The following is a 12725-nucleotide window of genomic DNA, read 5'->3' as shown; positions in this document are numbered from 1 at the left end:
AATGGGTGGCCAAGGTCCCGTTATCGCGGGTTTTCCGCTCAGAAGTGGGCCTTCATCAGGTATAGGAAAGCAGCCCATCTCACTCGAAAGAGTGCAGTGCGACGTGCCGGGGCGGTCGACACCCGGACCACGTAGGCTCGTTTCGGGGGTTACGACCCCCGGACGGACCCCCAGACGAACCCCCAGACGAACCGCGACGAACCGGAACAGGAGCTGATCGTGATCCCCGGTGGTGGCCAGCCCAACATGCAGCAGCTGCTCCAGCAGGCCCAGAAGATGCAGCAGGACCTCGCGCAGGCTCAGGAGGAGCTGGCCCGGACCGAGGTCGAGGGCCAGGCCGGCGGCGGCCTCGTCAAGGCGACGGTGACCGGCTCCGGCGAGCTGCGCGGCCTCGTCATCGACCCGAAGGCGGTCGACCCGGAGGACACCGAGACCCTCGCCGACCTGGTGGTCGCGGCGGTCGCGGCGGCCAACGAGAACGCGCAGGCGCTGCAGCAGCAGAAGCTCGGCCCGCTCGCCCAGGGCCTCGGCGGCGGCAGCGGCATCCCGGGCCTCCCCTTCTAGCCCCGGCGCCAACTACCGTACGTACCAGCAGCAGAGCGGAACTCAGGAAGGCGATCGAGCCGTGTACGAAGGCGTGGTCCAGGACCTCATCGACGAGTTGGGCAGGCTGCCCGGCGTCGGTCCCAAGAGCGCGCAGCGGATCGCCTTCCACATCCTGCAGGCGGAGCCCACGGACGTACGGCGGCTCGCGCAGGCCCTGATGGAGGTCAAGGCGAAGGTCCGCTTCTGCGCGACGTGCGGCAACGTGGCGCAGGAGGAGCTGTGCAACATCTGCCGCGACCCGCGCCGCGACCCGAGCGTCATCTGCGTGGTCGAGGAGCCCAAGGACGTCGTCGCGATCGAGCGCACCCGTGAGTTCCGCGGGAAGTACCACGTGCTCGGCGGCGCCATCAGCCCGATCGAGGGGGTGGGCCCCGACGATCTGCGGATAAGGGAGCTCCTCGCCCGCCTCGCGGACGGGGCGGTCACCGAGCTCATCCTCGCCACCGACCCGAACCTGGAGGGCGAGGCCACGGCGACGTACCTCGCCCGCATGATCAAGCCCATGGGCCTGAAGGTCACCCGCCTGGCCAGCGGCCTCCCCGTCGGGGGCGACCTGGAGTACGCGGACGAGGTCACCCTCGGCCGCGCCTTCGAGGGGAGACGACTCCTAGATGTCTGACGCCACGCTGCACGCCACCGCTCAGGACCCGAACGACTTCGCGGTCCAGATCTCCGACCAGATCGAGTCCTTCATCGTCGCGGTCGCCGAGATCGCCAAGGGCGACGAGCCGGACTCGGCCGTCCCGTTCCTGCTGCTCGAGGTCTCCCAGCTGCTCCTCGCCGGCGGCCGGCTCGGCGCGCACGAGGACATCGTCCCGGACGAGCGCTACGAGCCCGACCTGGGCCCGGAGCAGGACGTCGACGAGCTGCGCGAGCGGCTCGCGGTGATGCTCGACCCCGTCGACGTCTACTCCGAGGTCTTCGACCCGTACGAGCCGCGCAAGGCGCCGGTGGCCGCCCGGATCTCGGACGACCTGGCCGACGTCGTCACCGACCTGCGCCACGGCATGGCCCACTACCGCGCGGGCCGTGTCACCGAGGCGCTGTGGTGGTGGCAGTTCTCGTACTTCTCCAACTGGGGGTCCACCGCGTCGGCGACGCTGCGCGCCCTGCAGTCCCTGGTGGCGCACGTGCGGCTGAACCAGCCGCTGGACGACCTGGACGGCCTGGACACCGACGAGGACCTCTCGGCCGGTGAGGACGCCCTCGCGGAGGAGGCCGGCAAGGTCATGGCCGAGGAGATCGCCGGGCCGCTGGGGCTCCGGCCGGTCAAGTAGCACCGGCCGGGACATGTGACCCGCCCCACTATTCCGCTTGCGCCCGGCAGAGCCTGGGCATGCGCTTGATCGGGCGGCCGGAACCCCCCAACGAAACCCCGGTGATCACGTCGTGAGCGGGACATCTCACGATGCGATATGGCCGGGGCGGATTTCGGCCGCTCGTTAAACTGAGCCGACCGCAGTACGCGTACGTACATGCGGTGACAGACGGACTGAGCGAGGAGCGCACGTGGGCCTTGTCGTGCAGAAGTACGGAGGCTCCTCCGTAGCCGATGCCGAGGGCATCAAGCGGGTCGCCAAGCGCATCGTGGACGCCAAGAAGAACGGCAACCAGGTGGTTGTCGTGGTGTCCGCGATGGGCGACACGACGGATGAGTTGATCGATCTCGCCGAGCAGGTATCTCCGATCCCTGCCGGACGAGAGTTCGACATGCTGCTGACCGCCGGAGAGCGGATCTCCATGGCCCTGCTGGCCATGGCGATCAAAAACCTGGGCCACGAGGCCCAGTCGTTCACGGGCAGCCAGGCCGGCGTCATCACCGACTCGGTCCACAACAAAGCCCGGATCATCGACGTCACGCCGGGGCGCATCCGGACCTCCATCGAAGAGGGCAACATCGCCATCGTCGCGGGGTTCCAGGGCGTCAGCCAGGAGGGCAAGAACATCACGACCCTGGGTCGTGGCGGTTCTGACACCACCGCCGTGGCCCTGGCCGCCGCGCTCGACGCCGAGGTCTGCGAGATCTACACGGACGTCGACGGCGTGTTCACCGCCGACCCGCGCGTCGTGAAGAAGGCGCGGAAGATCGACTGGATCTCCTTCGAGGACATGCTGGAGCTGGCCAGCTCCGGGTCCAAGGTGCTGCTCCACCGCTGCGTGGAGTACGCCCGCCGCTACAACATCCCGATCCATGTGCGGTCCAGCTTCAGCGGACTGAAGGGCACCTGGGTCAGCAACGAGCCGAAGCAAGGGGACAAGCCCGTGGAGCAGGCGATCATCTCCGGTGTCGCGCACGACACCTCCGAGGCGAAGATCACCGTGGTCGGTGTCCCGGACAAGCCGGGCGAGGCCGCGAAGATCTTCCGGGCCGTCGCCGACGCCCAGATCAACCTCGACATGATCGTGCAGAACGTGTCGGCCGCGTCGACCGGTCTGACCGACATCTCCTTCACGCTCCCCAAGACCGAGGGCCGCAAGGCCATCGACGCCCTGGAGAAGCAGAAGGCCAACGTCGGCTTCGACTCCCTGCGCTACGACGACCAGATCGCCAAGATCTCGCTCGTGGGCGCCGGTATGAAGACGAACCCGGGTGTCACGGCCGGGTTCTTCGAGGCGCTCACCGACGCGGGCGTCAACATCGAGCTGATCTCCACCTCCGAGATCCGCATCTCGGTCGTCACGCGGGCCGACGACGTGAACGAGGCCGTGCGCGCCGTGCACTCCGCCTTCGGTCTCGACTCGGACTCCGACGAGGCCGTGGTCTACGGAGGCACCGGCCGCTGATGGACCGGCCTGCTGGGGCACCTGTGCGGCGTCCGACGCTCGCGGTCGTGGGAGCGACCGGGAGCGTCGGCGCCGTTCTGCTGCAGATCCTGTCGCAGCACGCGGACATCTGGGGGGAGATCCGGCTCGTCGCCTCGGCGCGCTCGGCGGGGCGCAAGCTCGGCCTGCGCGGCGAGGAGGTCGAGGTCGTCGCCCTGGAGGAGTCCGTCTTCGACGGGGTCGACGTCGCCATGTTCGACGTGCCCGACGACGTGGCCGCCCAGTGGGCGCCGATCGCGGCCGCCAAGGGCGTCGTCGTCGTGGACAACTCGGCCGCCTTCCGGCTGGACCCGGACGTGCCGCTCGTCGTCCCCGAGGTCAATCCGCACGCCGCGCGCGTGCGGCCGCGCGGCATCGTCGCCAATCCCAACTGCACGACGATGTCGATGATCGTCGCCATCGGCGCGCTGCACGCCGAGTTCGGGCTGCGCGAGCTGGTGGTGTCGAGCTACCAGGCGGTGAGCGGCGCGGGCCGCGCCGGCGTCGAGACGCTGCGGGCGCAGCTGGACCTCGTCGCCGGTACGGAGCTGGGGACCAGCCCGGGCGATGTGCGCCGGGCCGTCGGCGAGGAGACCGGGCCGTTCCCGGAGCCGGTCGCGCTGAACGTCGTGCCGTGGGCCGGGTCGCTGCGCGAGGACGGCTGGTCCTCGGAGGAGATGAAGGTGCGGGACGAGTCCCGCAAGATCCTCGGGCTGCCCGATCTGAAGGTGGCCGTCACGTGCGTGCGCGTACCGGTCGTCACCACGCACTCCCTCACCGTCCACGCCCGCTTCCAGAGCGAGGTCACCGTGGACAAGGCGCGCGAGATCCTCGCGACCGCGCCCGGTGTCGTGCTCTTCGACAATCCGGCCGCCGGTGAGTTCCCCACGCCCGCCGACGCGGTGGGCACCGATCCGACGTGGGTGGGCCGGGTGCGGCGCTCCCTCGACGACCCGACCGGGCTCGAACTCTTCGTCTGCGGGGACAATCTGCGCAAAGGTGCCGCTCTGAACACCGCGCAGATCGCGGAGTTGATCGCCACGGAGTTCGCCGGCGCGTGAACCGCGCGTGATCTGCGCCTCTCCTGATGTCCGCCTTACGGTCAGCCCCTTCCCATATGCGGATTGACTCGTAGGATCTGTGTAAGTTCTGTGGAGGCCAGTGGTCCACACCACGTGGCCGGACCGCATGAACCAGGGCCTCTGATCGTTCAAAGATTCCCTCCCCGTCCTGCAACCGCATGCAGGGCGGGGAGCGTCTTTGCGGTCGCCTTCAGGGGGCGACCGAACGCACAGGGCAATTGGGGCATAGGGGAAGAGTAGGTACGCATGTCGGCATTTGACGGTTCGTCATCGGTGGGGATGACGAGATCTGTCGCAAATGACTCGCCGGAGGCGTACAACCCTGACGGGGGGAAGCGTGTCCAACAGGCGTGGCAGAGGTACTCGACTTCACAGCGGTACAGGCGAGGGGCGCGGCCCTTCGCCCACCCCTCGCACCCCTTGGGACCCGGCGTCCCCGCGGGGGCGCGGCCGGCGGCATGCCGGTGATCGCCCCCATGCCCGCAGCGCGGCCGGCGCAGCTTCCGGCTCAGGGCGTTGACGACGTGACGGCGGCAGGCACCACGGTCGACCACCTCACCGAGACGTACCGCGCCCACTACCGCTCCCTGCTGGGACTCGCGGCGCTCCTGCTCGACGACACGGCCTCCTGCGAGGACGTCGTCCAGGAGGCGTTCATCCGGGTCCACTCCGCGCGCAAACGCGTCCGTGACCCGGAGAAGACGCTGGCGTACCTGCGCCAGACCGTCGTCAACCTGTCGCGTTCGACGCTGCGCCGCCGCATCCTCGGGCTGAAGCTCCTCACCAAGCCGATGCCCGACATGGCGAGCGCCGAGGAGGGCGCGTACGACCTCCTGGAGCGCGACGCCCTGAAGGCCGCGCTGCGCGGGCTGCAGCGGCGCCAGCGCGAGGTCCTCGTCCTGCGGTACTTCGCGGACATGACCGAGGCGCAGGTCGCCGAGGCGCTCGGCATATCCCTCGGGTCGGTGAAGGCGTACGGTTCACGCGGTATCGCGGCCCTGCGCGTCGCCATGGAGGCGCCGGCATGAGCCCCGGGAGCCACGAGCCGGACGAGCGGTTCACGAAGCACGAGCACGACGAGCACGACGAGCACGCTGGGAACGCAACTGTGAACGACGGACCCAGTCGTCCGGCCGATGCGGCGGCCGACGACGAGCTGGAACTGCGGCGGATGATGCGGCAGGCCGTGGCCGACATCTCCGTCTCGGACGAGGCCCTGGACCATCTGCGCCGCGCGGTGCCCGCCCGGCGGGCCCGGAAGCGGCAGGCCGTCGTCGGCGCCGTCGCCGCCGGGGTGTTCGTCGCGATGGCGGTGCCCGCGGTGCTGCACGTGGCGAACTCGGGTTCCGCCGGCGACCGGCCGTCCATCGCCGGCCACAGCGAGGCCACGCACGGCGGTGTGGAGGGCGGGCGGACCGCCGGCACCGACGGCCGGGACACCGACGGCTCGCCCTCCCACTCCAAGGACAAGGACAAGGGCGCCGGCAAGGACAAGGACAAGGGCGGCAAGGGGAAGGACACCGGCGGCGGCGCCACCGGCGGCCCCGGCCCCGCGTCCACGGCCGCCGCCAGCTCCCCGGTCTGCGACGCGAACGATCTCTCCGACGCGGTGGCGAGTGTCGGCCAGCCCGACGCCGGCGGCACGGTCTACGGCACGTTCCGCGTCTCGAACGGATCGGACGCCAACTGCACGGTCGACAGCCCCGGCAGCGTGGTCACCGTCGCCGAGGGCGCGGCCGACCCCGCCAGGGTGAGCGTCGTCGACCACACCGCGGGCGACCGGGCGACCGGGCTGCCCGACCCGGCGACCGAGCCCAGCCAGCTGATCCTGGAGCCCGGGATGGCGTACGAGGTGCGCTTCGCCTGGGTGCCGTCCGGGAGCTGCCCGGCGACGGGCGGCGGCACCGGTGGCACCGGCGGCGGCGAGTCGCCCGCGCCGACGCCCTCCGGGGACAGCACGGGTTCGGCCGGGGAGACGGCCGCGTCGACCGGTTCGGGCCTCACGGCGCAGTTCGGCGGCGAGGACACGGCCGACGGCAGCGTGGTGGTCTCGCACACGGCGGAGCCGGGAGCGCCGAGCGCCGCCGCGACCATTCCGGACGCGTGCGCGGGCACCGTGTACCGCACGGGCGTGCTGCCCGCGTCGTAGCCCGCGTCAGGCCGTTTCCTCGGTGAGGCCCAGTTCCGCGTCGCGGAGCGCTTCCGCCTCCCGGCGGACCAGCCGGAACCACATGAACAGGACGAAGCCCGCGAAGACGAACCACTCGCCGGTGTAGCCGAGGTTCTGGAACGCCTTCAGGTCGAGGCCGCTGCCCTCCGCGGTGGTGGCCGGGACCGCCGTCATCCGCCCGTCCGCCGTGTCGAGCGTGATCCAGGCGTCGTACACGTCGTACGACACCAGGTTCACCAGGGACGCCGCGCTGATCATGCCGACCTGGCCCGAGGGCAGGCCGCCCGCCGCGGTCACCCCGTTCGATCCCACGGACTCCGAGGCCTGCAGCGCTCCGGTCACCGTGACGTCGCCCTTCGGCGGCGCCGGCGCCTTCGCGGCCGACGCCGTACCGGGCAGCCAGCCGCGGACCACGGGGAGCGCCTTGCCGGAGCCGTCGACCTTCAGCAGCGTCACGACGTAGAAGCCGCTGCGCCCGTCGAGGTCGCGGTCGGGCACCAGGAGCTGCCGGTCGTAGTGCCCGGTCGCCGTGGTCAGCCTGCCGGAGGTCTTCTTGTCCACGGGCAGCAGCGAGGCGAGCGGCGCGGCGGCCGCCTTCTCGTTGGCCGCCGTCTGCTCGGAGGCGGAGCGGTGGTCCTGCACCCGGTCCTCGAAGCGGCTGAGCTGCCACGAGCCCATGAACACGCAGAGCGGGACAGCCAGCAGGACGAAGATGTTGATCCCCCACCACCTGGGGGTCAGCAGGAACCGGTACACACCTCCCACGGTACGGGTCCGATATAAGGACCCGTCCCGCGGCCCCCGTCCGGCGGCGGTCAGCCCGGCAAGTGGCGCGTCACGAAGTCCAGTTCGAGACCGACCTGCTTGATGCGCTCCTCGACGACGAGCGAGCCGTGCCCCGCGTCGTACCGGTACACCTCGTGCACCGCCTCGCGGGCCGTGAGCCGGTCCACGTAGTTGTCGATCTGGCGGATGGGGCAGCGCGGGTCGTTGACCCCCGCCGAGATGAAGACCGGGGCCTTCACGTCGTCCACGTACGTCAGCGGCGAGGACGCCGTGAAGCGGTCGGGGACCTCGTCCGGGGAGCCGCCGAAGAGCGTGCGGTCCAGGGCCTTGAGGGCCTCCATCTCGTCCTCGTACGCCGCCACGTAGTCCGCGACCGGGACCGCCGCCAGGCCCACCGCCCACGCGCCGGGCTGGGTGCCGAGGCCGAGGAGGGTGAGGTAGCCGCCCCAGGAGCCGCCCGCGAGGACCAGGCGCTCGGGGTCGGCGAGGCCGGAGGCGACCGCCCAGGCGCGGACGGCCGCGATGTCCTCCAGCTCGATCAGGCCGACGCGGTGCTTGAGGGCGTCGGTCCACTCCCGGCCGTAGCCCGTCGACCCCCGGTAGTTGACCCGGACCACCGCGTATCCGTGGTCGACCCAGGCCGCCGGGCCCGCCGCGAACGCGTCCGAGTCGTGCCAGGTGGGGCCGCCGTGGATCTCGAAGACCGTGGGCAGCGGGCCGGTGGCGCCGGCCGGCTTCTGCACGAGGGCGTGGATGCGGCCGCCCGGGCCCTCCACCCACGCGTCCTCGACGGGGACCGACGCCGGTGCCTTCATGCCGGGCGGGTCGAGCACCACACCGCCCGCGGTGGAGCGGACGACCGGCGGCTGCTCGGCCGACGACCACAGGTACTCGACGCTGCCGTCCGGGCGGGCCGAGGCCCCCGACACCGAGCCGACCGGGGTCTCCACCTCGGTCAGCGCGCCGGTCGCGAACGTGTAGCGCCACAGGTCGGCGCGGGCCTCGAATTCATGGGCGATGAGCAGCGCCGAGCCGTCCGGGTACCACTCCGCCGACACGTCGCCCGGCAGGTCCAGGGCCAGGTCGGTCTGCTCGCCGGAGACCACGTCCCACACCATCGGCTCCCAGCGGCCGCGCCGCTGGTGCCCGACCAGGAGGCGGGTGTCGCCTTCGACGGGGGCGAAGCCGAGGACCTCCAGGCCCAGCTCCTCCTCGCCGCCCCTGGTGTCGTCCAGCTCGGCGACCGTCGAGCCGTCCAGCCGGACCACGCGCAGCGCCGAGTGCATCGCGTCGCCGTGCTCGGTGTGCTCGATCGCGATGAGCGTCCCGTCGTGGCTGAGGTCGCCGACCCCGGCCGACTCGCGGTGCCGGTAGATCTCCACGGGGGCCTCGGAGCCGGGGCGCACGACATGGATGGTCGTGCCGTCCTCGTCGGTGGAGCGGCCGACGACCGCCGTGTGCCCGTCGCGGCCGATCGCGAGGCCCGCCGGGTAGGAGGGGGCGAGGCCGGGGACGGCCTCGGTGTCGGCGCCGCCGGTGAACGGCTGGCGCAGCCACACGCCGAACTCGTCCCCGTCCTTGTCGCTGAACCACCAGATCCACGCGCCGTCGGGGGAGAGCACGCCGTCCGTCGTCCCGTTCGCCCGGTCCGTCGCCTGGCGCTGCTCGCCCGTGGCCCGGTCCCATGCGTACAGCTCGTAGGTCCCCGTCGCGTTCGACACGAACAGGGAGCGGTCCGGGGCGTCCTCCGCCCAGTCGGGCAGCGACACCCGCGGCGCGCGGAACCGCTTCTCCCAGTCCGGCAGGGCGGACACGGACGGCTCGGACGGCATGCTCTCAGTCATGGCCCCATAGTGCCCGCCCGCACCACCGGTCCGCTGCCAGGGTCCCCAGCCTGTGGACAACCCGGTGCGGCGAGGTGTCGCCCGTACCGGTCGGATCAGTCAGGAGGACGGCGAATCCGTGGAGGCAGTGTCCCGGACGCCGGTTCGCGACGGCAGGGTCAGGGCCGACGCGACGCGGGATGGGAAAGATCGGCGTGACCCGGCCTAGGGGTCGTGCCTCCGGGGGGAGAGGCCGGGTCCGCCACGCAGGTGCTCCCGCTGAGCGTGCCTGCCGTCCGTCGGCGGGCCGGGTCGAGGAGGGGGAATGAACTGCACCGACGCGGTTCATCCGTACGACCCGGTGTGCGACGACGTGTGGGGAATGTACGCCCGCCCGGCCCGGTCCGGAATACCTCGCGCATATATCTACGCTTTTCTCCGTCAGGTCTCGAGCGCCGCACGACCCACCGCGGTCACACGGGCGGGCGGGCCGGCGCCGGGCCCAGGGTCGTCGTACCGGGGGCCGCCCGGTGGCCGAGGCCCGTGCGGTACGTGTCGAGGGCCGCCTCGATGCGGCCCGTGCGGCGGTACAGATCGCCCAGCAGACGGCACAGATCCGCCAGGTCGCCCGCCGCGCCGGCCCGTTCGAGCAGGCTGAGGGCGTTCACGTAGTGCTCCTCCGCCTCCTCCGTGGTGCCCGACTCCTGCGCGATCAGACCGAGCAGCCGGTGCGCGCCCGCCGCGTGCACGGCGCCCCGCTCCGGGCTCAGCTCGCCGAGCAGCGAGCGCAGCAGCCGCGCCGCCTCCTGGGGACGGCCGAGCCGGCGCAGCACATCGGCCAGTTCGACCTCGACCTGCTGGGTGTAGAGCGCGGCCCGCTTGGCGGAGAGCATGTCCCGGGCCGTCCGCAGCTCGGTCTCCGCCTCGGCGAGCCGGCCCGCCTGGGCGTGGACGTAGCCGCGCATCCAGTGGCAGTGCGCCAACTCGGTGCGGATCTGCAGCTGTTGATAGAGCTCGGCCGCCTTCGCGAGGGAGGCGTCGGCCTCCGTCACCTTGCCCTCGGCCAGCAGCGTACGGGCCACCGAGCGGTGCATCTGGGCGACGAGCGCCGGGTCGCCGACGCGCGGGGCGAGCGCCAGCGCCAGTTCGGCGGCCTGCGCGGCGCGCGCGTGCGCGCCCATGTCCATGTACGGGGCGATGGACGCGGTGTAGAGCAGGACGAGCGCGTCCGGGTCGTGCAGGCCGCCGGTGTTGAGGTCGTCGAGGGCGGACTCCAGCAGGTAGCAGGCGTACCGCAGGGAGCCGGAGAGGTAGTGGGCGACGGCGCGGGCGCGGATCACCGGCGCGCGCTGGGGCAGCGGTGCCCCCGACCGGGTCAGCAGTTCGTCGGCCGCGTCGAAGTGGCCCCGGGCCAGGGTCAGTTCGCCCGTCTCCAGGGCGCATTCGCCGAGCCCCAGTTCGGCGGCGGCGCTCTCCGCGTCGAGCCCGTGCCGGGACGCCTCCGCGCTCAGCTCGCGGTACAGCACGGCCGCCTCGCTCGCCGCGCCGGTCGCCAGTGCCCGCTGGGCCTCGGTGAGCCGCAGCCTCAAGTCCGTGGCCAGATAGGCCGGTCGGCCCGTGGCCAGTTCCTCGTACGTGACGCCCAGGCGCTCCGCGATGTGCCGCAGCGCCGCCTCGGAAGGGCGGACGCGGCCCGCTTCGAGGGTGGAGATGTACGCGGGCGTGTAGGCGGGCTCGGCCACCTGCCGCTGAGTGAGGCCGCGTTCGGTGCGCAGCCGCAGGACACGGCGTCCGACGTGCTCCGTCGGTTCGTCGGGTGCTTCGTCCGGTGGTTCGTCCGGCATGACGCGGTGCGCCGCCTCTCACATGCGTACAGGGGGTCACATGAGTCTCACCTCTTGCCGCGCCTCCCGCCAACCCCCTAGGTTGTGCGATCAGTTAAGCCAAGTTAATTCGGCTTAACCGACAACTTATCGCCGACTTGCTGCGAGGTCCCCGTGCGCGTCCGCACACCTTTGGTCACCGCGATAGCCGCGGGCTCCCTCGCGATCGCGGCGCTCGGCGCCGCGGGCACGACGTCCCACGCGGCCGCCGGCGACGGGAGCGGGACACGGACCGTCGAGTACTTCCCGGACGCCCACGGCGAGGGCCGGCACGCGCAAGTCGCCACGGCCGTGCCGGACCGGATCACGCGGGAGAAGAGCGCGCCCGCGAAGACGGCCGCCGCCACCACGGTCACCCCGCTGCAGCGGACCGGCCCCTCCGAGGGACGCCTGGACCTCGTCGTCATCGGCGACGGCTACACGGCCGACCAGCAGGACGACTTCACGGCGGACGCCCGGTCCAAGCTGGACGCGATCTTCGCGATCGAGCCGTACAAGAGCTACCAGGGCCTGTTCAACTTCTGGCTCGTGGACGCCGTGTCGAACGACTCCGGCGTCTCCGGCGACCCGACGCGGGACGTCGTCAAGGACACCGCCGTCAGCAGCTACTTCTTCTGCGCCGACACCGAGCGGCTGCTCTGCGTCGACGAGAAGAAGGTCGACACGTACGCCCAGCAGGCCCCGGACTCCGACATCGTCTTCGTCGTCTCGAACTCCACCAAGTACGGCGGCGCCGGATACAGCGGACTGACCTCGACGGCCGGGCACACGGGCATCGCCACCATGTCGTCCGACCACGACAGCTCGTACCTCATAGGCGCCCACGAACTCGGCCACTCCATAGGCCTGTTGGCGGACGAGTACCAGTACGGGGGCTACGGCACCTACCCCGGCCCCGAGCCGGCCGAGCCCAACACCACGAAGCAGACCGTCGACGGCATGCGCGACACGCAGGCCAAGTGGTACCGCTGGCTCGGCCAGGACGACCCGTCGGGCGGCACCGTCGGCGCGTACGAGGGCGGCGGCTACTACGAGTACGGGATCTACCGCCCCACCCAGAACTCGATCATGCGGGCCCTGGACACCGACGTCTTCAACCTCCCCGGCCGGGAGGCGATGATCGCCGGCTTCTACCGCGACGCCGACCTGCTCACCGCCCGCACCTCCACGGCCCGCACCCTGAGCGCCTCCAGCACGCTCCGCGTCGACCTGGCCCCGCTGCCGCAGGGTCTCTCCGACGTGCGCGTGAACTGGTACGTGGACGGGGCCGAGGTCCGTCGGGCCGAGGGCCTGAAGACGCTGAAGGCGAGCTCCCTGGGGCTGCGCAAGGGCACGCACAAGGTGACCGCGAAGGCCGTCGACCGCACGGCGGCGCTGCGCGACCCGGCCGCGCGGAAGGCGGCGACGAACAGCGTGAGCTGGACCGTCTCGCGCTAGGACCCGATCCGCCGGACCCTCACCAGCATCCGTCGCCCCGGTCACCGCCGCATGTCGAGCCGCTCCCGAGTGGCAGGTGCGCGGGGCCCGGGTGAGGCTGACGGGGTGACCCGGGGGCGGTGACGGGAGGCGTGAG

The 12725-nt window shown here is 71.7% G+C and carries 11 protein-coding genes; 8 read left to right on the top strand and 3 right to left on the bottom strand.

Annotated features, from left to right (window positions below):
• The first annotated feature begins 219 nt into the window (after positions 1–219).
• The 7 genes from ACQUQD_RS19280 to ACQUQD_RS19250 all read left to right on the top strand — a co-directional run bounded on the left by ACQUQD_RS19280 (position 220) and on the right by ACQUQD_RS19250 (position 6639).
• Positions 220–564, top strand: coding sequence for a YbaB/EbfC family nucleoid-associated protein (locus ACQUQD_RS19280; protein ID WP_428953349.1), 345 nt, complete (start codon positions 220–222; stop codon positions 562–564).
• A gap of 61 nt (positions 565–625) precedes the next feature.
• Positions 626–1225 carry a recombination mediator RecR gene (gene recR, locus ACQUQD_RS19275; protein WP_428953348.1) on the top strand — a complete coding sequence of 200 codons (600 nt, stop codon included), beginning with the start codon at positions 626–628 and terminating at the stop codon, positions 1223–1225.
• On the top strand, positions 1218–1883 hold the full coding sequence (locus ACQUQD_RS19270) for a DUF5063 domain-containing protein (protein ID WP_428953347.1): 666 nt from the start codon (positions 1218–1220) through the stop codon (positions 1881–1883). The genes recR and ACQUQD_RS19270 overlap by 8 nt, the downstream gene beginning before the upstream one ends.
• A 232-nt stretch (positions 1884–2115) precedes the next feature.
• Positions 2116–3390: an aspartate kinase gene (locus ACQUQD_RS19265; RefSeq protein WP_428953346.1), complete on the top strand. Its 1275-nt coding sequence runs from the start codon at positions 2116–2118 to the stop codon at positions 3388–3390.
• Positions 3390–4469, top strand: a complete 1080-nt coding sequence (locus ACQUQD_RS19260) for an aspartate-semialdehyde dehydrogenase (RefSeq protein ID WP_428953345.1) — start codon at positions 3390–3392, stop codon at positions 4467–4469. Before ACQUQD_RS19265 ends, ACQUQD_RS19260 begins: the two co-directional genes overlap by 1 nt.
• A gap of 371 nt (positions 4470–4840) precedes the next feature.
• Positions 4841–5518 (top strand): SigE family RNA polymerase sigma factor, encoded by a 678-nt coding sequence (locus tag ACQUQD_RS19255; protein ID WP_428953344.1) that lies wholly within the window; start codon positions 4841–4843, stop codon positions 5516–5518.
• On the top strand, positions 5515–6639 hold the full coding sequence (locus tag ACQUQD_RS19250; protein WP_428953343.1) for a hypothetical protein: 1125 nt from the start codon (positions 5515–5517) through the stop codon (positions 6637–6639). The genes ACQUQD_RS19255 and ACQUQD_RS19250 overlap by 4 nt, the downstream gene beginning before the upstream one ends.
• 6 nt (positions 6640–6645) lie before the next feature.
• Here ACQUQD_RS19250 and ACQUQD_RS19245 read toward each other — a convergent pair whose 3' ends face one another.
• The 3 genes from ACQUQD_RS19245 to ACQUQD_RS19235 form a co-directional block, all read right to left on the bottom strand.
• Entirely contained in the window at positions 6646–7416 is a 771-nt protein-coding gene (locus ACQUQD_RS19245; RefSeq protein WP_428953342.1) for an SURF1 family protein, read from the bottom strand.
• A 59-nt stretch (positions 7417–7475) separates the two neighbouring features.
• Positions 7476–9290 (bottom strand): prolyl oligopeptidase family serine peptidase, encoded by a 1815-nt coding sequence (locus ACQUQD_RS19240; protein ID WP_428953341.1) that lies wholly within the window; start codon positions 9288–9290, stop codon positions 7476–7478.
• 452 nt (positions 9291–9742) lie between these two features.
• Positions 9743–11113: a tetratricopeptide repeat protein gene (locus ACQUQD_RS19235; RefSeq protein WP_428953340.1), complete on the bottom strand. Its 1371-nt coding sequence runs from the start codon at positions 11111–11113 to the stop codon at positions 9743–9745.
• 153 nt (positions 11114–11266) lie between these two features.
• Between ACQUQD_RS19235 and ACQUQD_RS19230 the strand changes: the two genes are divergently transcribed.
• Positions 11267–12589, top strand: coding sequence for a M64 family metallopeptidase (locus ACQUQD_RS19230; RefSeq protein WP_428953339.1), 1323 nt, complete (start codon positions 11267–11269; stop codon positions 12587–12589).
• Positions 12590–12725 lie beyond the last annotated feature (136 nt).

The sequence above is a fragment of the Streptomyces sp. cg35 genome, assembly GCF_050410835.1.
Lineage (GTDB): Bacteria > Actinomycetota > Actinomycetes > Streptomycetales > Streptomycetaceae > Streptomyces.
Note: the sequence above shows the minus strand (reverse complement) of the source record. Positions and strands in the feature narration are given on the sequence as shown.